The organism is Paenibacillus sepulcri (assembly GCF_042647105.1).
GTDB classification, from domain to species: Bacteria; Bacillota; Bacilli; order Paenibacillales; family Paenibacillaceae; genus Paenibacillus_Z; species Paenibacillus_Z sepulcri.
On record NZ_JBHRUP010000001.1, the window covers coordinates 6,087,644 to 6,111,106 of the forward strand.

Below are 23,463 nucleotides of genomic sequence, written 5' to 3' on the forward strand. Positions count from 1 at the left end.
GTTATCAATTAATAGACTGCAGCAGGCGAGAGGAGATTTACGAGAATCATGAAAAAGAGAGTATTAGGTGCAGGTCTGATCGCTATATTTTGCTTGTCTCTGGCGGCCTGCGGTGGCGCCAAGAATGAAAATTCGGCGCCGGCAAGCGGTAATGCTGTCACTGGTGAGGAGAAGGCGACAAATAACAGCGCGGATCAGAAGACGGAAGAACCGGCCGCGAACGAAACCAGAACCATCCATTACCTCGATCAGGATTACACGGTTCCGGCCAAAACAGACAAAATCGTCATCACCGGCAGCTTCGAAGCGATGGAAGACGCGCTCGTGCTGGGCGTCCAGCCGATAGGCGCGAGCACGATTGGCGGCAAGTTTCCGGACATGTTCACCGACATCATGGGCTCAGCGAAGCCGATCGGGGAGAAAATCCAGCCGAATATGGAGACGATTCTGACGCTTAAACCGGATGTCATTCTCGGCAGCTCGAAATTCAAGCCGGAAGTAAGCGAGAATCTGGCGAAAATCGCTCCGACCATGCCCGTCTCGCATATCTCGACGAACTGGGAAGCCAACCTGCGCCTGCTCGCGGAGCTGACAGGCAAGCAGGATCAGGCCGAGCAGGTGCTGCAAAATTACAAGGCGGATGTTGTGGCGGCGAAAGCCCAGCTCGGCGAACGCTTGAAGGATAAGAAGATCGCCATCATCCGGCTCAGAACCGGCAGCATTATGATTTATCAGCAGGATATTTTCTTCAACCCCTCGCTCTATGAAGATTTGGGACTGCAGGTGCCGGATCAGGTGAAAGCGGCTAAAGCGCAGGAGACGATTTCTCTGGAGAAGTTCAGCGAGATGAATCCGGATTATCTGTTTGTGCAGTTCGCGGAGGACGAGAACAAGGAGCAGCCGAAAGCGCTGGAGGATCTGCAGAACAATCCGATCTGGCAGAGCATTAATGCGGTCAAAAACGGCAAAGTGTTCGTAAATGTCGTCGATCCGCTTGCGCAGGGCGGCACGGCGTGGAGTAAAATCAATTTCCTGAAAGCTGCGGTGGAGAAGCTGGGGACCGAATAAGACGAGGCGGGTACTGACGATATGCGACTAAGAATTCCAATACCGGTCTTTATTCTGGCGGTCTCGCCGTTTGTGATTGTGCTTACCGTTCTCTTATCCATCCTCTACGGGGCCAAGGACATTGGCTGGAGCACGGTATGGGATGCGCTCTTTCATTTCGATTCCGGCAATGTGAACCACCAGATCGTGATTCACTCCCGTTTGCCAAGGGTGATTGGAGCGCTTCTGATTGGAGCATTTCTGGCCATATCGGGAGCCGTCATGCAGGGGATGACAAGAAATTATCTTGCGTCCCCTTCGATTATGGGCGTGTCGGACGGCTCGGTATTTGTCGTTACGCTGTGCATGATTTTTATACCGGGCTCCTCTTCCCTGGAGCTGATTCTGTTTTCCTTCGCCGGCTCGGCTCTGGGGGCGGGCATTTCATTCGGGCTTGCGTCTTTGCTTCCCGGCGGCATGACTCCGGTGCGAATGGCCATCATCGGCACTGTGATCGGAACGTTTCTGAGCAGTATTTCGGCGGCATTTGCTTCGTATTTTCAAATCTCGCAAAATATCAGCTTTTGGTACAACGCCAGGCTGCATCAGATCGATCCCGATATGATGCTGCTCTCGATTCCATTTGCTGCGGCCGGAATCGTAATGGCGCTCTGGATATCCAAGTCGATTACGATTTTGTCCATGGGCGAGGAAATATCCATAAGTCTCGGACAACGAACGATGCTTGTGAAGGCAGCCGCCACCGCCAGCGTCGTTATTCTGACCGGAGTCTCCGTTGCGCTTGTCGGCAAAATCGGCTTCGTCGGTTTGATCATTCCGCATATAACCCGATTTCTGACCGGTCTGGATTACCGCTGGATTATTCCTTGCGCCGGGGTGCTCGGAGCAATCTTTCTCGCACTGTCTGACATAGGCAGCCGGTTCCTGAATTATCCGTTCGAGACGCCGATCGGTGTCGTCACATCCTTGATCGGCGTTCCTTTCTTCCTCTATTTGATTCGCAAGAGAGGAGGGGGGAGCGATGCCTAGAAATTCGGCGATCCGCTATTGGCTCGTTATGCTCGCCAGCCTTGGCCTTATACTGGGGGCGATCTATATCAGCCTGACAAACGGCCAATTCGACATGTCGGTCACGGATGTGGCAAAGACGCTGCTGCGGATCCATCCGTCGCCCGACTATGATCTGGTTATATTCGATTTCAGGCTGCCCCGTATCGTCATTGCCGCGCTGGTCGGCTTCGCTCTCGGCATCGCGGGTGCCGTCATCCAGGGAGTGACGAGAAACGGGCTGGCCGATCCGGGAATCTTGGGCATCAACGCGGGTGCAGGAGCGGCAATCGTCCTTTTTATGTTCTTCTTCCAGGGCGGGTTCAACGCACTTGGATGGCTGTCCACGCTGTCGATGCCGTTGTTCGGCCTGATTGGCGGTTTGGGAGCTGCAGCGCTCATTTATTTTTTTTCATGGCGGAACGGGAAGCTGGATTCCCAGCGGCTCATTCTGGTCGGTATCGCAGTCGGCTCCGGTCTCGGGGCGCTGACGCTGTTTCTCTCGCTGAGGATGAATCCGCATGACTTCGAGATGGCTGCCGTATGGCTGACAGGCAGCATCTGGAATGCCAACTGGGCCTATATTGTCTCGATGCTGCCATGGCTCATAGTGCTCATTCCGATGATCATGCGAAAAGCGTATATCATCGACTTGCTTCAGCTGGGAGAGGATGGCGCCAAGAGCCTTGGCGTCTCCACGGAGAAGGATAAGAATACGCTGCTGCTCGGCAGCATCGGGATCGTGAGCGTATGCGTCTCCGTATCGGGAAATATCGGATTCATCGGACTGATGGCGCCTCACATCGCCAGAAGGCTGGTCGGTATTCATTACCAGCGCGTTCTTCCCGTCAGCGGCATGATGGGTATGGCGCTGGTTATCGTCTCCGACTGTATCGCGAGAATGGTCTTCGCTCCGGCCGAGCTGGCCGTCGGAATCGTCATTTCGATCATCGGCGTCCCTTATTTTGTGTATTTGCTGTACAAGGCCAAAGCCTGAGGAATGCCGGACAACTCACTACGGTTAAAAAGGAGGGTATTATTATGGAGCTTGCCCAATTATTGCGGCAACGCCGTTCGGTACACAGCTTCGAGGATCGTCCCGTCTCCCCGGAACAGGTGACGCAGTGGCTGGAAGCCGCTGTCTGGGTGCCTAATTACCACATGACCCAGCCATGGAGGTTTATTCTCACCTATGGCGAGGGACGCCGGAAGATCGCTTCCGCGCTCCGTCAACTGAAGGAAGCGGGCTCGGAGAAGAACAGCGACATCGGGCAAAGGTTTTACGATAAGATCATGGCCATCCCCATGATCCTGACCGTACTGATGAAGGAAGATCCGAGACTGACGGTGAGAGAAGAGGATTACGCGTCGACCTGCTGCATCATCCATAATCTCAGCTTGCTCGCGTGGGAGCAGGGTATCGGCATGGTATGGGAAACATATGGCTGGCTCCACGATGACTTATTCCGCGAGGCGGTGGGCATCCGGCCCGGGGAAAAAGCGGTAGGCAATCTTCATATCGGCTATCCCGGCAAAATTCCGGCCGCGAGGCCCCGGATTCCCGCCTCTCAATTGATTACAATATACGATCAGGCTTGATCGAAGGTCAGGAGGGTATGATGAACGGCACCATGGTTAGCGAATCGTTCAAGGGGAGGGAGCTTGCGATTTACCTGCCGCCGTCCTATGACGGCAGCCGGTCATCCTTCCCTGTGGCGTACGTACAGGACGGCTGTACCCTGTTTGATCCGCAGCATAATGACGTCCTGATCCGACTGGAGCGGATGTTCGCGGACGGCGTGCTCGGCGAGCTGATGCTTGTTGGCGTTGAACCGGGCAACCGGCTTGATGAATACACGCCCTGGCCGGCGAAGGCGTTATCGGAGCAATTTGCGGATTTCGGCGGAAAGGGCTTCGGCTATGCGGCATTTCTCACGGCTGAATTGAAACCGTATATCGACCGGGCATACCGGACGGACAGCCGCCCGCAATCGACAGGCATGATCGGAGCGTCGCTCGGCGGACTGATCTCGCTGTACACAGCTTATTTATATCCGAATGTTATAGGCAGAATCGGTTCAATATCCGGATCACTCTGGTACGAAGATTTTATCGACTTTATGCAAACAGAAAAGATTGATTATTCAGATTTGAAAGTTTATATGGATGTCGGCAGCGAGGAAGGATCTGGGAAGCAGAGTATTCAAAAGGATATGGTTCCGAACACACGAAGGGCGCATGCCATATTGGCTGGCATCGGACTCACCGGTGACCGGCTGCGGTTTGTTGAAGAGGAGGGGATGCCGCATGGCCCCGCATTTTTCGTGAAACGGTTCCCCGAAGCAGTGAAATGGTTATTCGCGGGAGAATAAAACAGCAGCAATACATGGAAGGGACCTCCCCTTGATTGCGGGATCCGACACGCCTATAAATTTCTATAAGGCATGAGGAAGAAGCTGACTTTGCCGCCAAAGGACGGCGAAGCCGTTTCTTCTCGAAATATAAGAAAGTAAAAATTTCGCTATACTTTGCTTATATTTCTGAGGGAAGAAACTAACTTTTGCCGCCAAAGGACGGCGAAGCCGTTTCTTCTTGTTCGTCACAAAAATACTGAGAAGGAATGAATGCCCGATGGCTGGACAATTAAACGAAGGGGCGGCAAATAAGGAAACGACGGCAAGGGACGGCAGGGTTACGATCCCGCGAACCGTGCAGCGCGTCATGCATTCGCGCGACGGCAGAAGCGAATACCGGATTTGCGTAGCCTATCCCGGCGAAGAAGCGCCGCCTGCGGGCTTTCCGGTTATTTACCTGCTTGACGCCAATGCCGTATTCGGGACGATGGTGGAGACGATGCGTGTTCTGGCAAGCCGCACGGACAAGACAGGGGTCGTTCCGGCGATTATTGTGGGCATCGGTTACGATACGGAACTTCCGTTCTCGTCTGCCCGCCATTATGATTTTACGATGCCGGTTGACGCAGCCGAACTGCCTCAGTCACCCGGTGGCCGGGTATGGCCGCGCCAAGGGGGAGCGGAGGCGTTCCTGCAGTTCATTGAAGGGGATTTGAAGCCTGCAATCGAGCGCGAATTCAGAATCGATCGTGCCCGGCAAACGATTTTCGGCCATTCCCTTGGAGGCCTATTTGTCCTGCACATGCTTTTCGTCAAACCGCAGGCGTTCCGGACCTATGTGGCGGGCAGTCCGTCGATTCACTGGAACAAGCGCTTCCTGGAGGCGAAGGAGCGGGAATTCGCTGCCCGCCTGGAGCGGGAGCGGCTGGAGACCCGCGTATATGTGGCGGCCGGGGAACTGGAGCAAACCCATAAAAGCCGGATCAACGATAATGCGCGCGAGCTGTGCGAACGCTTGTCTGCACTCGCGGATCGCGGAGTAAGCGCCCTTTACAAGGAATTTGAAGGCGAAGGCCACATATCGGTGCTTCCGGTCCTGATCAGCCATGCCGTCAGGTTTGCGTTGAAGGACACGTCCGGCAGGGCGGCCCCGCCAGACGGCGGACAGTTCTGAGAGGAATCCCCAACGGGAGACTGGGCTGAGAATCGGAGCTTAACAGGCAGCATTGTTGGGATTAATTGATAATGATTATTATTATCAATTAATCCCGGACTACGATGAGAGGGTGATGCCGGCTAAAAAACAGATGCGGTCGGTTAGCGCAAGCACACAAGGCGGTTGCCATACCGGCCATGAGCTCCGTATTTTATGGAGTCCCGGGCATGGAAGCGGCTCTAAACTCGAGGAGAGGACAGGATGCTATGGATTTTATCGACATAGAAGGCAAGGTTGCGCTCGTAACTGGCGCTGCCCAAGGTATCGGGGAAGCGGTAGCGCGTGCGCTCGCCGCACACGGGGCTGTTGTCGCCGCCGTAGACCGGAACGCCGAAGGGCTTATCCGGCTTGTGAGCGAGCTTGCGGCAGGCGGAAGCCATGCGGCGGCATTTCATGCGGATGTGAGCGACAGCGCGGACATTAATGAAGCTGTAGGGCAGATCGAGCGTGAGCTTGGCCCCATTGAAATTGTAGTCAATGTCGCCGGAGTACTGCGGACGAATCCAGTCGAGTCGATCAGCGACGAGGAATGGGAAACGATTTTTGCGGTCAACTCGTCCGGCGTATTCCATGTATGCCGTGCGGCAGCGCAGCGGATGACACCGCGCAAGTCGGGAGTGATCATTACGGTCGGCTCCAATGCCGCCGATGTTCCGCGCATGCGGATGGCCGCTTATGCGGCCTCCAAAGCGGCCGCGACAATGTTCACCAAATGTCTGGGGCTTGAGCTTGCCCGGCATCATATCCGCTGCAATATCGTGTCGCCGGGTTCGACCGAAACCGCGATGCAGTGGTCGCTCTGGCCGGATGAGAGCGGAGGGGAAGCCGTGATTGCCGGCTCGCTTGAAAGCTTTCGGGTCGGAATCCCGCTGCAGAAGCTGGCTGAGACATCGGATATTGCCGATGCGGTTCTCTTCCTGGCTTCCGACCGCGCACGTCATATTACGATGCAGGATTTGCGCGTCGATGGCGGCGCTGCTTTGGGAGTTTAAAAACGATTGTCAAAGGAGGCCAAAGCAATGATGGAACAAAATGTTATCTCCGCGGCGCATGCCAATGACCTTCTTGATGATTATCGGGCAGGCTCTTCCTTTTTCTTGTCGTCGCGGAAGCAGACCCTGCTGACGCAGGGCGTATCCGTCGTCGTGCCGGGCGGGCAGGGGCCGAATGAATTGAAGCTGCTGCCGGGGCGCGTGACGGAGCTGCTGAAGAACGTCAGGCAATCCGGACAGGGCATCCCGATCGTCGCAGGCGCAGTGCCCTTCGACGATACGATGCCGGCCCGGCTTGTTGTGCCGATGGCTATCCGGTTGGCAGGTCCGCTTCAAATCGATCCATCTGCTCAAGCGCAGCGGCCTGCAGGAGCGTCTTATGAAATACAAGATGTGCCGGAACCGGCAATATACGAGCGAGGCGTGGAGCGGGTGCTGGCGCTGCTTGGAATCGGCAATATCTCGAAGGTGGTCTTGTCACGAACGCTCGAACTGACCTCGTCGTCGGCAGTCGATGTTAATCAGCTGCTTCGCAATCTGGCCCGGAATAATGCGTCCGGCTATACGTTCGCCGCAGATTTGCCCAGACGGGCAACAAGCGGGCTTTATTCGGATTCCTCTACCGCAGGGTCAGGCAAGCGAACACTGATCGGAGCCAGTCCGGAACTGCTCGTTTCAAGGAAAGGGCTGCATGTGTTGTCCAATCCCCTGGCGGGGTCTATGCCCCGCAGCGACGATCCGGTCGAGGACGAACGGCGGGCGGCCGAACTGCTCATGTCCCGGAAAGATCTGCATGAGCATGCGGTTGTCGTCGATGCCGTCGCTGCAGCGCTTCGAATCTACTGCCGGAACCTGGAAGCTCCGGCAAAGCCATCTCTTATTCGAACCCCGACGATGTGGCATCTGTCGAGTGAGATCAGAGGTGAGCTGGATGATCCCTCCATCTCTTCGATCGAGCTTGCTGCTGCGCTGCATCCGACTCCGGCTGTCTGCGGAACGCCGACCGGGCTGGCGCGGGCAGCGATTCGCGAAATCGAACCGTTCGACCGGGAATTTTATACGGGTATGGTCGGCTGGTGCGATGCGGCCGGCGACGGCGAGTGGGCGGTCACGATCCGCTGCGCGGAGGTCGAAGACAGGTCGGTCCGCATGTACGCGGGAGCCGGGATTGTCGCGGGATCTGTCCCCGCGGCGGAGCTGGCGGAAACATCCGCCAAGTTTCGCACGCTGCTGCGCGCTATGGGTCTGAGTCACGAATAGCCAGAATAATGAAGAAGGAGGGATCAATTATGTTCGATAGATGCCCGGCGTGGCCGGAGGAATTTGCCCGAAGGTACAAAGAGACGGGCTGCTGGCAAGGGGAGACATTCGGAGAGCTGCTGCGGGTTCTGGCGGTCCGTCATGGAGACCGCACTGCCATCGTCTGCGGAGACAGCCGTATGAGCTACGGCGAGCTGGATGCTAGAGCCGGCCGGCTGGCGGCGGGTTTCCTTGAGCTTGGCATCAAGCCAATGGATCGCGTCATCGTCCAGCTGCCCAACATCGCGGAGTTCATTGAGGTCATCTTCGCGCTGTTCCGGATCGGCGCTCTGCCGGTCTTCGCCTTGCCGTTGCACCGGAGTGCAGAAATCACCTACTTCTGCGAGTTTACCGAAGCGGCCGCATACATTATACCGGACGTTCACGCAGGCTTTGATTACAGAGAGCTGGCCAGACAGATCCAGGACCGCGTACCGGCGCTTCGCGTCATCGTGGCGGGCGCATCGGAGGAATTCGCGGCGCTCGCCGGTCTGTATGCAGCTTCAGCTCACGGGAGCTTTCCCAAAGTAAGCTCCGGTGATGTCGCTTTCCTTCAGCTCTCCGGAGGAAGCACGGGACTGCCGAAGCTGATTCCCCGGACACATGACGACTATATATACAGCCTGCGTGTCAGCGCCGAAATATGCGGCCTCGACGAAAGCAGCGTGTACCTTGCCGCGCTTCCGGCCGCCCACAACTATCCGCTAAGCTCGCCGGGTGTACTCGGCACGCTGTATGCCGGCGGCAAAGTCGTTCTCGCCCCGGGTCCAAGCCCGGACGAGGCATTCCCTCTTATTGAGCGGGAACGCGTCACGATCACGGCACTGGTCCCGCCCCTTGCGATGATCTGGCTGGAGGCGTCGTCATCGCTTAGCAGCGACCTGTCCAGTCTTCAGGTGCTGCAGGTGGGCGGGGCCAAATTCAGCGTGGAAACGGCGCGCCGCGTTCGTCCCGTCCTCGGCTGCATGCTGCAGCAGGTGTACGGGATGGCTGAAGGACTGGTCAATTATACAAGATTGGACGACTCTGAGGAGGTCATCGTGGGTACCCAGGGCAGGCCGATGTCGCCTTACGACGAGATCCGCCTGGTCGATGAGGACGATTGCGAAGTGAAGCCGGGTGAGACCGGGCATTTGTTGACGCGCGGACCTTACACGATCCGCGGGTATTACAAGGCCAAGGAGCATAACGCCAAGGCATTTACTTCTGACGGTTTTTATCGGACCGGGGATCTGGCGCGGCTGACTCAGACCGGCTATCTCGTTGTGGAAGGGCGGGCAAAGGATCAGATCAACCGCGGCGGTGACAAGGTCGCAGCCGAGGAGGTCGAGAATCATCTCCTGGCGCATGCTGCCGTTCTTGATGCGGCGGTCGTTTCGATGCCCGACGAGTTTCTCGGTGAACGGTCCTGCGCATTCGTCATCCCCCGCGGACATCCGCCATCAGCTGCCGAGCTGAAAAAATTTTTGCGGGAACGGGGTCTGGCGCCTTATAAAATTCCCGACCGGGTGGAGTGGGTCGAATCATTTCCGCAGACCCTGGTAGGCAAGGTAAGCAAAAAGGCGCTGCGCGAGGTTATCGCCCGGAAGCTGCTGGCCGCTGCCGGGAACCGCGTATCGTTTAGCGGCGACAGCGCTCATTAAATTAACGAAAGAAGGGATTTTGTATGGCTTTACCTTCCATTTTACCTTATACGATGCCAACTGCCTCCGAATTGCCGGAGAATAAAGTGTCATGGTCGCCCGATCCGAAACGCGCCGTCCTGCTCATTCACGATATGCAGCAATATTTTGTCGATGCTTTTACACCTGGGGAATCGCCCGTGAACGAGCTTGTCGCGAATATCTCTATGCTGCGGAAGCAATGCGTGGAATTCGGCATTCCTGTCGTCTATACGGCGCAGCCCGGCGGACAAACGCTCCAGCAGCGGGGGCTGCTGCAGGACTTCTGGGGAGCGGGCATTAACGGCGGGCCTTATCAGAAGCGGATCATAGAGGAGCTTGCGCCGGAGCAGCAGGATATCGTTCTGACAAAGTGGCGGTACAGCGCATTCCGCAAAACGAATCTGCTGGAACTATTGAACGGACAAGGCCGCGATCAGTTGATCGTATGCGGTATTTATGCCCATATCGGCTGCCTGCTGACCGCGTGCGACGCATTTATGCAGGAGGTGGAGCCGTTCTTTGTCGCCGATGCGGTGGCGGATTTTACATTGGAGCATCATCGGATGGCGATAAAGTACGCGGCGGATCGCTGCGCGGTCGCGACCTCGATGCAGCAGCTGCTCGACAAGCTGCGGACGGCGCAGGACGCGGCGGACCAGGCGGACCAGGCGCTTAATGAAGCCGTCATAACGACGGGCGAAGGAGGCGGTGCGGAATCGGGTAGAGCAGCCGGAACGGCGGATGAATCGGCCGCGGCTTCCGATGAAGGAAAGGCCTCGGCAAGCGATTCCACCCAAGCCTTAGCAGAAGACGGCAGTCTGCCGCTCACACTGGACCTTATACGCGAGCAGGTCGCTGAGCTTTTGCAGGAATCACCCGCCGAAGTAGGCGATCACGATGATCTGGTTCATGAAAAAGGGCTCGATTCCATAAGAATTATGAGTCTAGTCGAGCGTTGGAGGTATACCGGCGCCGGGATTACCTTCGTGGAACTGGCCGAGCGGCCAACGCTTATCGACTGGTGGAAGCTGCTGTCTTCGCGTTCGCTGCCGGCACTGCCGAACACCGATTATTTCGCTTGGCGGAGGGGGTAGAGAACGATGCTTAACCGTCAGGATGGCTGCCGGCCTTTATCGGGCGCGCAGTCCGGTATTTGGTTCGCACAACAGCTCGACCCGGAAAACCCGATCTATAACACAGGGGAATGGGTAGAAATTCACGGGCCGGTGGATACCGCCTGCTTCGAGGCCGCGCTGCGCCAGGCCGTTGGCGAGGCGGAATCGCTGCATGCCCGTTTCGGGGAGGACCGGGATGGCCCATGGCAAATCATCGATCCTTCATCCGATTGGCCGCTGCACAGGATCGACGTCAGCGCCGAGCCCAACCCGCGGGAAGCCGCCGAAGCATGGATGAAGGGCGATCTCGCTCGGCCGGTCGATCTGACATGCGGCCCGATCTTCGCCGAAGCCTTGTTCAAGGCGGCCTCCGACCGTTACTTCTGGTACCAGCGCATTCATCATATCGCGATCGACGGCTACGGCTTCTCGCTCATCGCCCAGCGTGTGGCCAAGCTGTACACTGCGCTCGCCGGAGATGCGCCTTTCGAAGCGAATGCCTTCGCTCCGCTTCGTCTCATTCTGGAAGAAGAGGCGGCTTATCGCGCTTCGGAGAAGTACGGGCAGGACCGCCGCTATTGGATGGAGCGCTTCGCCGACGAGCCCGATGCAGTCAGTCTGGCCGAATGGGCTCCACGCACATCCGCAAGCTTCCTCCGCAGAACCTCGTATTTGCCCCCGGTCAGCGCGGATTTACTGCGCGGGGCGGCAAGCCGCTGCGGAGCCGGAGCCGGTTGGCCGGATGTCGTCATTGCGGCGGCGGCGGCTTATGTCCACCGTCTGACCGGGGCCAGGGACGTTGTCTTGGGACTGCCGATGATGAACCGTCTCGGCTCTGCCTCTCTGCGCGTTCCGGGCATGGTCATGAATCTGCTTCCGCTGCGCCTGCAAGTCCGGCCGGACATGACGTTGTCCGCTCTTATCCGGCAGATTGCCGGGGGAATTCGCGAGCTGCGCCGCCATCAGGGCTACCGTCACGAAGAGCTGCGCCGCGATCTGAAGCTGCTTGGCGGCAACCGCCGCTTGTTTGGGCCGCAAATCAATGTGATGCCATTCGACTACGGCCTGCAGTTCGCCGGCTTCCGCAGCACGACGCATAATCTCTCGGCTGGTCCGGTCGATGATCTGTCGATCAATGTATACGACAGAGCCGACGGCAGCGGCTTGCGCATCGATCTGGATGCGAATCCCGCCGTTTACAGCGAAGACGATCTTGCGTCTCACCAGCGCCGGTTCGTGCGCTTTTTGGAAACGGCGGCGGCAGCCGACATGAATTCGCCGATCGGACGGATCGGGCTTCTTCTGCCGGAAGAGAGCCGCCAAGTATTGGCGGAGTGGAATGAGACCGAGCAAGCCGTGCCGGAGGCTGGAACTGCCGCTTTGTTCGAGATGCAGGCCGCCCGAAGTCCCCAGGCGACGGCCGTTATCTGCGGCGATAACTCACTGAGCTATGCCGAGCTGAACGCACGGGCGAACCGGCTGGCTCATCTGCTGATCGAACGGGGAGCAGGCTCCGGGGAGATAGTCGCTTTGGCGCTGCCGCGTTCGGGGGATATGGTCGTCGGGCTGCTGGCTGTGCTCAAGACGGGGGCGGCCTATCTGCCTCTGGATACCGATTATCCGGCCGACCGGGTCGCTTATATGCTCGGCGATGCCCGTCCGGGATTTATGCTCACATGCGAGCAGATGCTCCCCGGACTGCCCGAGACCGGAGGACTGCTGCGCATCGTGCTGGATGAGCCCGATACGATTGCGGAGCTGGGTCAATACTCCGCATCGAATCCGGGCAATGCCGACCGCATCCGGCCGCTATCGCTTCTGAGTCCAGCCTACGTCATTTACACCTCCGGCTCGACCGGCAAACCCAAAGGCGTCATGATTTCATATGCAAGCCTCAGCAACTTCCTCTTCGCGATGCAGGATCAATTCATGCTGGGCGAACGGGACCGGCTGCTGGCCGTCACGACGATCGCATTCGACATATCCGCTCTCGAGATCTATCTTCCTCTGCTGACGGGAGGAGCGGTTGCGGTTGCCCGGAAGATATCGATTCAGGACCCGGCCGAGCTGGCGGAATTAATCCAGGCAACCGGCGCTACGGTTATGCAGGCAACGCCGACGCTGTGGCATGTGCTCGCAGCGGCGGCTCCCGAGAAGCTGCGGGGCCTCCGTGTGCTCGTTGGCGGGGAGGCGCTTCCGGGCGCGCTCACGCTCACGCTGCATAATCTCGGCTGCCGGATTACGAATCTTTACGGGCCGACGGAAACCACCATCTGGTCGACTTCAGCAGAGCTGCAAAGCGGATATGCAGGGGCGCCGCCAATCGGCAGACCCATCTGGAACACGCAGGTTTATGTGCTGGATGCCGGCCTGCAGCCGGTCCCCCCTGGCGTGATCGGCGAGCTGTACATTGCCGGCGCCGGTGTCGCTCTCGGGTATTTGGGCCGTCCGGGCTTGACGGCTGAGCGCTTCGTCGCCGATCCGTTCGGACAGCCGGGCGCCCGGATGTATCGTACGGGCGATCTTGTAAGATGGCGTGCGGACGGGCAGCTGGATTATGTCAGCCGCGCCGATCATCAGATCAAGATTCGCGGATTCCGGATCGAGCTGGGCGAAATCGAGGCTGTGCTTGCCCGTCATAACGGCATCGCACAGGCAACGGTTATGGTGCGAGAAGACCAGCCGGGCGATAAGCGGCTGATTGCTTATATCGTTCCGGCTTCCGCTTCCGCCCCGGAGTCGGCGGAGCTGCGGCGTCATGTCGCGGCCAGCCTTCCCGACTATATGGCACCATCGGCGTTCGTAGCGATGGCCGGACTGCCGCTTACTCCGAACGGCAAGATTGACCGGAAGGCGCTGCCTGCGCCCGATCTCGCTGCGGAGATTACAGGGCGGGGGCCGCGCACGCCCCGCGAGGAAATATTGGCCGATCTCTTTGCCGAGGTGCTCGGATTGCCGAGGATTGGCATCGATGACGGATTTTTCGAGCTTGGCGGTCATTCGCTTCTCGCCGGCCGTCTGATGATCCGCATTCGCGATGCGCTCGGCGTCGAGCTGGGAATCGGCAGTCTATTCGAAGCGCCGACCGTTGCCGCTCTGGCGAAGCGGCTCGATCGGGCGCAGAACGCCCGGCCGCCGGTGCTGCCGGCAGAACGGACGGCTGAGGCTCCGCTTTCCTTTTCTCAGCGCCGCTTGTGGTTCCTTCACTGTCTGGAAGGGCCAAGTCCGACTTATAACATCCCGCTTGTGGCGCACCTGTCCGGCGAGCTTGATCGTGATGCTCTGCAGGCGGCGATTAGCGACATTGTTGAGCGGCATGAGACGCTGCGCACCATTTTTCCCGAGACGCTCGGCACTTCGCATCAGCTGGTTCGGGATGCGGCAGAGGCGCGGCCTGAGCTGATCACGGCCAGCGTCAGCGAGCGCGGGCTGCCCGAGGCGCTGGCTGCCGCAGTGCGCCACAGCTTCGATCTCGCCGTTCAGCCGGCGTTTCGCATCGAATTGTTCGAGCTTGGACCGGGCAAGCATGTGCTGCTTCTGCTGCTTCACCATATTGTCGGCGACGGCTGGTCCTTGACTCCGCTGGCCCGCGATCTTGCCGCAGCGTATGCTGCACGCTGCCGGGGCAAAGCTCCGGCATGGTCTGCTCTGCCGGTGCAATACGCCGATTATGCGCTTTGGCAGAATCGGCTGCTCGGCAGCGAGAGCGATCCGGACAGCCTGATTGCCAAGCAGCTCGATTACTGGAACCGCACGCTGCAGCATTTGCCGGATCAGCTGGAGCTGCCTGCCGACTTTCCGCGGCCCGCGGGGACCAGCTATAGGGGCGATACGATCGGGGTGGTGATCGATTCTGCGCTTCATGGCCGTCTGCTCGCGCTTGCCCGTGATTGCAGGTCAAGCCTGTTCATGGTGCTTCAAGCCGGTCTTGCGGCTCTGCTCACCAGACTGGGCGCGGGGACCGACATCCCGATCGGCAGTCCGATCGCGGGACGGAGCGACGACGCGCTCGACAATCTCGTCGGCTTGTTCGTCAATACGCTGGTGCTGCGCACTGACACATCGGGCGATCCGAGCTTCCGCGAGCTGCTTGGCCGTGTGCGCAAGGTGAATCTGGACGCTTATGAGCATCAGGATGTGCCCTTCGAGCGTCTCGTCGAGGTGTTGAATCCAGCCAGATCCCGGGCGAGACATCCGCTGTTCCAAATTATGCTGGCGTTCCAGAACACGCCTGACGCAGTGCTTGAGCTGCCTGGCATTGAGTCAAGCCTACGGATCGCCACCGTCGGCTCAGCCAAGTTTGATCTCACGCTGGAGCTCCGCGAACGGCGCGCGTCGGACGGCGGGCCCGGCGGCATCGAAGGCCTGATCGAATTCAGCACCGATTTATTCAAGAAGGAGACGGTTCAGACGATGGCGGCGCGCCTCTTAAGGCTGCTCGAAGCCGGGGCGGCCGATCCCGACAAGCCGATCGGACGGCTTGGGATTTTGGCGGCTGAGGAACGTCGAAAAATACTGGTCGAATGGAACGGGAACGACCGGCAGGAGAATGACCGGATAACAGTGCCGCCTGCAACTGTTCCAGAGCTGTTCGAGGCGCAGGCTGCCCGCAGCTCCGGGAATGCCGCGATCGTATTCGAAGACGATGTATGGAGCTACGCCGGGCTTAACGAGCAGGCGAACCGGCTGGCCTACCTGCTGATCGGCCGTGGCGTAGGCCCGGAGCGGATTGTCGCATTGGCAATGCCGCGTTCGATGGAAATGGTCGTGAGTATTCTCGCTGTGCTGAAGGCCGGAGGCGCCTACTTGCCGCTCGACCCGGATTATCCGGCAGACCGTATCGCTTTCATGCTCGGCGATACGAAGCCCGTATGCCTATTGACTCTCGCGGAGGCAGCGGCATCTTTGCCCGACACCGGGAATGTGCCGCTGATCGTGCTGGACGGGCCGGATACCATACGCCGCCTGGGACAATGTCCCGATACGAACCCGGGCGATGCGCAGCGAATCCATCCCCTGTCGCCGCAAAACCCGGCCTATGTGATTTATACCTCGGGTTCGACGGGCAAGCCGAAAGGCGTCGTCATCCCGCATCAGAACGTCGCAAGACTGTTCGGCTCTACCGATCACTGGTTTCAATTTGGAGCGGACGATGTCTGGACCTTGTTTCATTCGTACGCCTTCGATTTCTCGGTTTGGGAGCTATGGGGTCCGCTGCTGCATGGCGGCCGTCTTGTTGTCGTGCCTCATGCGATCAGCCGCTCGCCCGAAGAGTTTTCACGTCTTCTGGTGCGCGAAGGCGTGACTGTACTCAACCAGACCCCGTCGGCGTTCTATCAATTGATGCAGGCGGACCGGGAAAATCCGGAGATCGGGCAGAGATTGTCGCTTCGTTATGTGATATTCGGAGGCGAAGCGCTTGAACTGAGCCGTCTGGAAGAATGGTACAGCCGTCATCCCGAACATGCTCCGGTACTTGTGAACATGTACGGCATTACGGAGACAACGGTCCATGTCAGCTACAACGCGCTCGATCGGGGAGTCGCATCCAGGAGGGCGAACAGTCTGATCGGACGCGCCATACCGGATCTTGACGTCTATGTGCTCGACGACAGCCTGCAGCCGGTGCCGCCGGGGGTGGTGGGCGAGATGTATATTGCCGGCGAAGGTCTGGCCCGCGGCTATCACGGGCGTCCCGGTTTGACAGCGGAGCGGTTCGTTGCCAATCCGTTCGGCCCGCCAGGAACCAGAATGTACCGTACGGGCGATCTTGCCCGCTTTCTTGCGGACGGTTCGCTTGATTATATCGGCCGGGCCGACCACCAGATCAAAATCCGCGGCTTCCGGATTGAAATGGGCGAAATCGAGGCCATGCTGGTTCGGCATCCGTATGTGGCGCAAGCAGCAGTGACGGTTCGCGAGGATCAGCCGGGGGATAAACGTCTGATCGCTTACGTGGTTGCATCTTCGGAGGCAGCGCCTGAGCCTTACGAGCTTCGCCGTTATGTCGGCCTCAGCTTGCCGGATTATATGGTTCCATCCGCTATCGTCGTCATTGGCGCGCTTCCGCTCACAGCGAACGGCAAGCTTGACCGAAAGGCGCTGCCTGCGCCCGATCTTGCGTCCACCGTCAGCGGACGTGTTCCGCGTACGCCGCGGGAGGAGCTTCTGTGTGATCTGTTCGCCGAGATTCTCGGCTTGCGGAGAGTCGGGATCGATGACGGCTTCTTCGATCTTGGCGGCCATTCCCTGCTGGCGGTCCGTTTGATGAGCCGAATTCGGGATGCTCTGGGCGTCGAGCTGAGCATCGGCAGCTTGTTCGAAGCGCCGACGGTGGCCGGTCTTGCCGAGCGGCTCGAAACGGGCAGCGGTTCGGGAGCGCTGGAAGTCCTGCTGCCGCTGCGGACGCATGGGGAGCAATCCCCGCTGTTTTGCATCCATCCGGCAGGCGGGCTCAGCTGGTGCTATGCGGGGCTGATGAAGTCGCTTGGCAAGGATTATCCGATCTACGGCTTGCAGGCGCGCGGCATTGGTCAGCGCGAGGGGCTGCCGAAGACGCTGGATGAGATGGCGGCGGATTATATCGCGCATATCCGCAAGGTTCAGCCCAGCGGGCCGTACCATCTGCTCGGCTGGTCGCTCGGCGGCAATGTCGCCCACGCAATCGCGGTCCTGCTTCAAAGCGAAGGCGAGCAGATCAAGCTTCTTGTTATGCTGGACGCTTACCCCAGCCACTTCCTTCCATTGAAGGAGGGGCCGGACGAGCAGGAAGCGCTGATCGCGCTGCTCGCCCTTGGCGGGTATGATCCGGACAGCATGGGGGAGCAGCCGCTCACTCTTGCCAGCGCCGTCGCCACTCTTCGACGCGATGGCAGCGCGCTTGCGAGCCTTGACGAGACGACGATTCTGAATTTGAAAGAGACGTATGTCAATTCTGTACGGCTGCTGGGCGGTTTTGTGCCGAAACGATTCAAGGGAGAATTGCTGTTCTTCAGGTCCACGGTCATACCGGAGTGGTTTGCTCCGATCGACCCTGAAACGTGGCTGCCATATATCGACGGACAAATCGTGCAGCATGACATCGATTGCCGGCACAAGGATCTATGTCAGCCTGTGCCGCTTGCCGAAATCGGCCAAGTGCTCGCAGACAAACTGCATGCAATGAAAAGCGGCGATACGCGAACCGATGGGAGGGAGAGCATCTATGAGCAATCCGTTTGAAAACATGGACGGGGCTTACCTCGTTTTGATCAATGGGGAAGGGCAGTATTCGTTATGGCCGGCTTTCGTGGAGACGCCGAAGGGCTGGTCCGCCGTCTACGGACAAGAAAGCCGCCAGTCCTGCCTGGACTATATCAATTCGAAATGGACGGACATGCGGCCGGCAAGCCTGCACGCTTTGCCGACGCTGGGCTGAAGAGCGAGGCGGCCCCGATCCGGCATACTGTGCTTAGGGCGAGTATCCGAAGCATCCGCTGGAACGTTATGACTTTAATGAGAACATTCATGCTCGATGTACCGCTATCCTGTTAAATAAAATCAAATTTGTTTGCCTCCCCCTAGCGGGAGGTTTTTTGTTGGCGCTTAATAGTGCCGCCAATCAGATTCATCCAAGGATTCGTCTCTTGCAGTATCCGTTTGTCGTTTTGTCCAGCACCGGCTTTGTAAATGGGGCCTTCAGCGCTGCTTCTTGCCGAACAGCATAAGATTTCATGTATCGGCGTTGAACACATCCAGTAGAAAACAGATAAACAAGGGGAGTGCAGCATGATAATCATGATACACTCCCCTTGCTGGCTTTATTTATGGCTCTGCCATCCACCGGTCTCCGCCCGGATGGGGACAGCGCTTTTCCACAAACTTGGCGGAGACGCGGACAATACAGCCGCACAGCATGCAGGTTGTGCCATCCAGCAGCCTGGCGCATTCGCGGCAGGCGCCGAGTCTCCGCTCGTACAGCTCATCGGGCACGCAGCTGCCGTTCTTGACCAGATTCGACGACAAGATCCGGTTGATTTGCTCTTCCGTCACCTTGTAATGATCGGAGCAGCCTTTGCAGGAAGAGGTATGATTCATAGGATTCATGGAGATGGTTCCTATTCCGCAGCAATTTCAAGCAAGACTACTGACATCGGCGCAAGCTTCGCCTTGATTGCGGAGCCTTCTCTGGTGAAGGACTGGAATGGGGCTGGTTTCACATTGTCGGGCTGTTCAAACGTATTATGTGCATCGATGACATCGGCAGACAGCCCTGTGCCTGTGATGGAGAGCGTTTTGTTTTCCAATCCCCGAAGCTCAATCTCAACTTCAGCTCCGTCCTGATGGCTTACATTGCATAAGCTGACATGAATGCGGCCTTGCCCATCTTCAGTGGCCGAAGCGGAGATCTGCGGTATGCTGCCGCTTTCTCCTTCATAGTCCTGCGATATGCTATGTGTATGGAGACGGGCCGCATCCTGATGAACCTTGAACAGGTCGAACAAATGATAGGTTGGCGTCAGAAGCATTTTCTCCCCCTCCGTCAAGATCACGGACTGCAGCACATTCACAATTTGGGCAAGGTTCGCCATCTGCACTCTGTCGCAGTGCTCTTGGAAGATATGAAGGGTGATCCCGGCTACGAGCGCATCGCGAATCGTATTCTGCTGGTACAGGAAGCCCGGATTGGTGCCAGGCTCTACGTCGAACCAGGTCCCCCACTCGTCCACAATCAATCCGACCCGCTTGTCGGGGTCATACTGGTCCATAATGGCGGAGTGCTTTGTGATCAACTCCTCCATATAAAGCGCTTTCTTCATGGTTAGATGCCACTCGTTTTCCGGGAAGCCTGTCGCTGCTCCTTTTCCATCCCAGAAGCTGCCGGGAACCGTATAATAATGAAGACTGATCGCATCCATCTTCGTATGGGCTTCCTTCATCAGCGTTTCCATCCAGCGGTAATCTGCTCCGTTAGGGCCGCAGGCGATTTTGTATATCCGGTTGTCTTCGTAATTCCGGACATACGTCTGGTATTGCCGATAGAGATCGGCGTAATATTCGGGACGCATATTGCCGCCGCAGCCCCAGTTTTCGTTGCCCACGCCAAAATATTTGATGTGCCACGGCTTCTCCCGGCCGTTCTGCTTGCGCAGGTCCGCCATCGGGGACACGCCGCCCGAGGTCATATATTCCACCCACTCCGACATTTCCTGGACCGTCCCACTGCCAACGTTGCCGGATATGTAGGGCTCGCATTCCAGCATTTCACACAGCATCAGAAATTCATGGGTACCGAAGTGGTTATTCTCAATGACGCCGCCCCAATGCGTATTGATCATCCGCTTGCGGGATTCTCTTGGACCGATGCCGTCCTTCCAATGATACTCGTCGGCGAAGCAGCCTCCCGGCCAGCGCAGTACAGGAATGTTAAGCTTCTTGAGCGAAGCAACAACATCATTACGGATACCATTCGTATTCGGAATGGGAGAATCCTCGCCAACCCAGATTCCTTCATAAATACATCTACCCAAATGCTCGGAGAAATGACCGTATAGATTGCGGTTGACTGTGCCCTCTTTTAAATCCGTATTCACAATGACTTTGTTGGCTACTGTTTTCAGATCTGCCACTGCCAGCTTCATCTCCTTGGATTAATATTATTATTAATTAATATAATGATTATATTAATTAATATCATAATAGGAGTTTTTGGAGTTATTTGCAACTTTTTCTGCTTGGTGAACAGGCGGATTAAAAGGCGGGTAACTTTGTTACATGCTTTTTACAAGTTGGAGAAGCTTTATTCATATCGAACTTATAGGATAAGAGAGGGATAGACCCGGTTAAGGAGAGAAAGATCGTCATGACAGGGTGAACGATGATGGGGGAGATCATCTTTCGAGAGGGTGGGCTTCTATGCTAAAGGATGAACAGACAGCGAAGGATGGAGCAATGGACGAAGCTTTCAGCGCTTTATATCAAAAGCACTACAAGCAAGTTTATTATTCTGCCTATTCGATTATAAGAGACCACTTTCTGGCTCAGGATGTGGCACAGGAAACCTTCATGAAGATTTTCCGCCGTTTCCATACGTTGAAGGATAAAGAAAAGAAGGAAGCCTGGCTAAACGCCATTTCCAGAAATACAGCTATCGACTTTTACAGGAAAAGACTTAGAAGACAGGAAATATGGAACGATAATATCGAATTCATCACTGGAGCTGCCGAAGAAGGAATGGAGCATTCACTAGAAATGAAAACCGTCCACGAACTGCTCTTGTCATTGGAACCGGAGCATCGGCAGTCTCTTTTGCTTATATATGAATACGGGATGTCCTATGAACAGCTGGCACGTTTTCAGAACACCTCCGTTAGTGCAGTGAAGTCACAGCTACACCGCTCAAAAAAGAAACTGCAGTCCATGGCACGGGAAATGGAACAGTCATGCTGACCCTATATTGGACAGATGGTTAAAAGAGATTTTAGCCAATCTGCAGGAGATTGGTCGGTAAGCAGACAATGATGGGATTGAATCGGCATCAGTCTCATCCCCGGAACATGGAGCGGGAGCGGTTTTGTGAGCCAATAAGAGACCAGGCTCGGCGGGATGTTTCAGCCGTTCGGCCGGATGGAGGCAGCCGAGCCGCCTGGATCAATAATTATCAGATTGCTTACATTGGGGCGGATGGCGCTCTGGAATAGATCGCGTACCGGATGGGCAAGGATCTGACGATTTAAGCGGGCAAGCTGCAGGGAAATAATATTTTGAACGAAACGTCGGGTTATCTGGGTGTTGTTCCCTTCTGGACGGCATGGAGTCCAGAAAACAGCAGGCTTGTGATTGATGGACAGAAGCCGTATGTACAAGAGATAAGGCCTGCGTCTGTGTCTATTGCAGTCCAGGCAGCAGATAACGAGCCTTTTATTATAGAATTTCAATGAAATGCGTTGAGCAGGCGATCAAGGTACAGATGATAATAATCAGAAGGTCAACGATTATATGGAGGTATTATAAAGTATAGTAGATATATCATCTATAATTAAATGTAAATGAATTCACTACTTTTAATTGTATAGGGCGGAACGTATACTATAAGAGGTTTATAGAAAAGTTCTGGTGAAAGACCAAATAGGAGGAGGCCAGTAGAATGGCGAAAGTAGTGGTTACCGGCGGAAGCGGGATGCTGGGCAAATGGGTGGTCAGGCATTTTGTCGAACAGGGCTATGACGTAATAAACGCGGACGTAAAGCATCCTGAGGAACCGCTTTGTCCGACGCTTCTCATAGATCTGAACAACCTTGGCGAAACATACGGCGTACTGGCGGGAGCGGATGCCGTTGTGCATCTTGCGGCTATTCCGGCTGCGCATATCAAGCCAAGCGAAGTGACCTTCAACAACAATGTCATGTCTACGTACAATATTTTGGAAGCGGCTGCAGGACTCGGAATCAAGAAGGCGGTTATCGCTTCAAGCGAGTCTTCCTACGGCATCGTGTTTGCGGTTAACCGCTTTGGTCCGCAGTATGTGCCGGTCGATGAGGAGCATCCGCAGCTGCCTCAGGACAGCTACGGCCTGTCCAAGGTAGTGAATGAGCAGACAGCGGACATGTTCCACCGCCGCACCGGCATGCAGGTCGTATCGATGCGGATCGGCAACGTTATTGCGCCGGATGCATACAAGGGGTTCCCGCGTTTCATTCATAATCCGGAGATGCGTGACCGGATTCTGTGGAGCTATGTGGATACCCGCGATGTTGCCGAAGCATGCCGTCTGGCGATAGAAACGGACGGGCTCGGTTCGGTCGCCCTCAATTTGGCCGCCGACGATACGAGCATGGCGGTGCCGAGCCGCGACCTGATGGCTGCGCGTTTTCCCGAGGTGAACGATTTCCGCCAGCCGCTTGCCGGCTACGAATCGCTGCTGAGCAACGAGAAAGCGAAGCGGCTGCTCGGCTGGCAGCCCAAGCATGTCTGGCGCGATTATGTAAAAGAAGAGTAGGAAATTTACAGGGAAGATTGCGTAAAAAAACGCAGTATAAGCGGTAAATATGAACGCCTCTTGATTCGGCTATGCCGGATTGAGGGGCGTTTTTGCCGTTCAACATGATAGAGCGGAAAAAGCGTCATGGCACACTCCGGTTCCGGCCCCTGTCCGAACCACTGTAGCCAGGAAATACCTTGATAGACTGCCACTTCAGCGCACGAAAGCACCCATCAGCCTCTCCAGTGAGGAAAAACCGTCTTGGACACGCACCGGCCCCTGTCCGAACCAATGCAGCCAGGAAAAACCTTGCTAGAGCACCACTTCAGCGTGCGAAAGCACCCGCCAGCCTCTCCAGTGAGGAAAAACCGTCTTGGACACGCACCGGCCCCTGTCCGAACCAATGCAGCCAGGAAAAACCTTGCTAGAGCACCACTTCAGCGTGCGAAAGCACCCGCCAGCCTCTCCAGTGAGGAAAAACCGTCTTGGACACACACTAGCCCCTGTCCGAACTACTGCAGCCAGGAAAAACCTTACTAGAGTGCCACTTCAGCGCGCGAAAGCACCAAACAGCCTCTCCAGTGAGGAAAAACCGTCTTAGACACACACTAGCCCCTGTCCGAACCACTGCAGCCAGGAAAAACCTTACTAGAGTGCCACTTCAGCGCGCGAAAGCACCGAACAGCCTCTCCAGTGAGGAAAAACCGTCTTAGACACGCACCGGCCCCTACCCGGACCACTGCAGCCAT

18 protein-coding genes are annotated in these 23,463 nt (G+C 56.8%); 14 read left to right on the plus strand and 4 right to left on the minus strand.

Annotated features, from left to right (window positions below):
• The first annotated feature begins 48 nt into the window (after positions 1–48).
• The 12 genes from ACFOLF_RS26595 to ACFOLF_RS26650 all read left to right on the plus strand — a co-directional run bounded on the left by ACFOLF_RS26595 (position 49) and on the right by ACFOLF_RS26650 (position 18,172).
• Positions 49–1,068: an iron-hydroxamate ABC transporter substrate-binding protein gene (locus tag ACFOLF_RS26595; protein WP_210044592.1), complete on the plus strand. Its 1,020-nt coding sequence runs from the start codon at positions 49–51 to the stop codon at positions 1,066–1,068.
• 21 nt (positions 1,069–1,089) lie between these two features.
• Positions 1,090–2,097, plus strand: a complete 1,008-nt coding sequence (locus ACFOLF_RS26600) for a FecCD family ABC transporter permease (protein WP_210044593.1) — start codon at positions 1,090–1,092, stop codon at positions 2,095–2,097.
• Entirely contained in the window at positions 2,090–3,112 is a 1,023-nt protein-coding gene (locus ACFOLF_RS26605) for a FecCD family ABC transporter permease (RefSeq protein WP_210044594.1), read from the plus strand. The genes ACFOLF_RS26600 and ACFOLF_RS26605 overlap by 8 nt, the downstream gene beginning before the upstream one ends.
• A gap of 44 nt (positions 3,113–3,156) precedes the next feature.
• A complete protein-coding gene (locus ACFOLF_RS26610; RefSeq protein ID WP_210044595.1) occupies positions 3,157–3,714 on the plus strand; it encodes a nitroreductase family protein in 558 nt (185 codons plus the stop codon).
• Positions 3,715–3,731: 17 nt separating this feature from the next.
• A complete protein-coding gene (locus ACFOLF_RS26615; RefSeq protein ID WP_379112936.1) occupies positions 3,732–4,487 on the plus strand; it encodes an alpha/beta hydrolase in 756 nt (251 codons plus the stop codon).
• 259 nt (positions 4,488–4,746) lie between these two features.
• Entirely contained in the window at positions 4,747–5,643 is an 897-nt protein-coding gene (locus tag ACFOLF_RS26620) for an alpha/beta hydrolase (protein ID WP_210044596.1), read from the plus strand.
• A 248-nt stretch (positions 5,644–5,891) separates the two neighbouring features.
• Entirely contained in the window at positions 5,892–6,677 is a 786-nt protein-coding gene (locus ACFOLF_RS26625) for a 2,3-dihydro-2,3-dihydroxybenzoate dehydrogenase (RefSeq protein WP_210044597.1), read from the plus strand.
• A 27-nt stretch (positions 6,678–6,704) separates the two neighbouring features.
• The gene (gene dhbC / locus ACFOLF_RS26630; protein ID WP_210044598.1) at positions 6,705–7,937 is read left to right on the plus strand and encodes an isochorismate synthase DhbC; all 1,233 of its coding nucleotides are present in this window, start codon (positions 6,705–6,707) and stop codon (positions 7,935–7,937) included.
• A 29-nt stretch (positions 7,938–7,966) separates the two neighbouring features.
• Positions 7,967–9,619 (plus strand): (2,3-dihydroxybenzoyl)adenylate synthase, encoded by a 1,653-nt coding sequence (locus ACFOLF_RS26635; RefSeq protein ID WP_210044599.1) that lies wholly within the window; start codon positions 7,967–7,969, stop codon positions 9,617–9,619.
• 23 nt (positions 9,620–9,642) lie between these two features.
• Positions 9,643–10,734: an isochorismatase family protein gene (locus ACFOLF_RS26640; RefSeq protein WP_210044600.1), complete on the plus strand. Its 1,092-nt coding sequence runs from the start codon at positions 9,643–9,645 to the stop codon at positions 10,732–10,734.
• Between the two features lie 6 nt (positions 10,735–10,740).
• The gene (locus tag ACFOLF_RS26645; RefSeq protein WP_210044601.1) at positions 10,741–17,976 is read left to right on the plus strand and encodes an amino acid adenylation domain-containing protein; all 7,236 of its coding nucleotides are present in this window, start codon (positions 10,741–10,743) and stop codon (positions 17,974–17,976) included.
• Complete coding sequence (locus ACFOLF_RS26650; protein ID WP_210044602.1) at positions 17,960–18,172, plus strand: MbtH family protein; 213 nt, start codon at positions 17,960–17,962, stop codon at positions 18,170–18,172. Before ACFOLF_RS26645 ends, ACFOLF_RS26650 begins: the two co-directional genes overlap by 17 nt.
• A 142-nt stretch (positions 18,173–18,314) precedes the next feature.
• Here ACFOLF_RS26650 and ACFOLF_RS26655 read toward each other — a convergent pair whose 3' ends face one another.
• The 3 genes from ACFOLF_RS26655 to ACFOLF_RS26665 are packed head-to-tail and all read right to left on the minus strand — an operon-like array spanning position 18,315 to position 20,354.
• The gene (locus tag ACFOLF_RS26655) at positions 18,315–18,533 is read right to left on the minus strand and encodes a hypothetical protein (protein ID WP_210044603.1); all 219 of its coding nucleotides are present in this window, start codon (positions 18,531–18,533) and stop codon (positions 18,315–18,317) included.
• 25 nt (positions 18,534–18,558) lie between these two features.
• Positions 18,559–18,840 carry a DUF6171 family protein gene (locus ACFOLF_RS26660; RefSeq protein WP_379112933.1) on the minus strand — a complete coding sequence of 94 codons (282 nt, stop codon included), beginning with the start codon at positions 18,838–18,840 and terminating at the stop codon, positions 18,559–18,561.
• Between the two features lie 11 nt (positions 18,841–18,851).
• The gene (locus ACFOLF_RS26665) at positions 18,852–20,354 is read right to left on the minus strand and encodes an alpha-N-arabinofuranosidase (protein WP_379112992.1); all 1,503 of its coding nucleotides are present in this window, start codon (positions 20,352–20,354) and stop codon (positions 18,852–18,854) included.
• A gap of 295 nt (positions 20,355–20,649) precedes the next feature.
• Here ACFOLF_RS26665 and ACFOLF_RS26670 point away from each other — a divergent pair, with 295 nt between their 5' ends.
• On the plus strand, positions 20,650–21,183 hold the full coding sequence (locus tag ACFOLF_RS26670) for an RNA polymerase sigma factor (RefSeq protein WP_210044605.1): 534 nt from the start codon (positions 20,650–20,652) through the stop codon (positions 21,181–21,183).
• A gap of 161 nt (positions 21,184–21,344) precedes the next feature.
• Here ACFOLF_RS26670 and ACFOLF_RS26675 read toward each other — a convergent pair whose 3' ends face one another.
• Complete coding sequence (locus tag ACFOLF_RS26675; RefSeq protein ID WP_210044606.1) at positions 21,345–21,599, minus strand: hypothetical protein; 255 nt, start codon at positions 21,597–21,599, stop codon at positions 21,345–21,347.
• A 281-nt stretch (positions 21,600–21,880) separates the two neighbouring features.
• On the opposite strand from ACFOLF_RS26675, the gene ACFOLF_RS26680 reads away from it, so the two are divergent.
• A complete protein-coding gene (locus ACFOLF_RS26680; RefSeq protein WP_210044607.1) occupies positions 21,881–22,732 on the plus strand; it encodes an NAD-dependent epimerase/dehydratase family protein in 852 nt (283 codons plus the stop codon).
• Positions 22,733–23,463: the final 731 nt, after the last annotated feature.

Coding starts and splice junctions, on each gene's coding strand:
- ACFOLF_RS26670 (WP_210044605.1), top strand. CDS start 20,650: ATGCTAAAGGATGAACAGACAGCGAAGGATGGAGCAATGGACGAAGCT.
- ACFOLF_RS26620 (WP_210044596.1), top strand. CDS start 4,747: ATGGCTGGACAATTAAACGAAGGGGCGGCAAATAAGGAAACGACGGCA.
- ACFOLF_RS26660 (WP_379112933.1), bottom strand. CDS start 18,840: ATGAATCCTATGAATCATACCTCTTCCTGCAAAGGCTGCTCCGATCAT.
- ACFOLF_RS26635 (WP_210044599.1), top strand. CDS start 7,967: ATGTTCGATAGATGCCCGGCGTGGCCGGAGGAATTTGCCCGAAGGTAC.
- ACFOLF_RS26615 (WP_379112936.1), top strand. CDS start 3,732: ATGATGAACGGCACCATGGTTAGCGAATCGTTCAAGGGGAGGGAGCTT.
- ACFOLF_RS26650 (WP_210044602.1), top strand. CDS start 17,960: ATGAGCAATCCGTTTGAAAACATGGACGGGGCTTACCTCGTTTTGATC.
- ACFOLF_RS26610 (WP_210044595.1), top strand. CDS start 3,157: ATGGAGCTTGCCCAATTATTGCGGCAACGCCGTTCGGTACACAGCTTC.
- ACFOLF_RS26645 (WP_210044601.1), top strand. CDS start 10,741: ATGCTTAACCGTCAGGATGGCTGCCGGCCTTTATCGGGCGCGCAGTCC.
- ACFOLF_RS26655 (WP_210044603.1), bottom strand. CDS start 18,533: ATGATTATCATGCTGCACTCCCCTTGTTTATCTGTTTTCTACTGGATG.
- ACFOLF_RS26605 (WP_210044594.1), top strand. CDS start 2,090: ATGCCTAGAAATTCGGCGATCCGCTATTGGCTCGTTATGCTCGCCAGC.
- dhbC (WP_210044598.1), top strand. CDS start 6,705: ATGATGGAACAAAATGTTATCTCCGCGGCGCATGCCAATGACCTTCTT.
- ACFOLF_RS26640 (WP_210044600.1), top strand. CDS start 9,643: ATGGCTTTACCTTCCATTTTACCTTATACGATGCCAACTGCCTCCGAA.
- ACFOLF_RS26600 (WP_210044593.1), top strand. CDS start 1,090: ATGCGACTAAGAATTCCAATACCGGTCTTTATTCTGGCGGTCTCGCCG.
- ACFOLF_RS26595 (WP_210044592.1), top strand. CDS start 49: ATGAAAAAGAGAGTATTAGGTGCAGGTCTGATCGCTATATTTTGCTTG.
- ACFOLF_RS26625 (WP_210044597.1), top strand. CDS start 5,892: ATGGATTTTATCGACATAGAAGGCAAGGTTGCGCTCGTAACTGGCGCT.
- ACFOLF_RS26680 (WP_210044607.1), top strand. CDS start 21,881: ATGGCGAAAGTAGTGGTTACCGGCGGAAGCGGGATGCTGGGCAAATGG.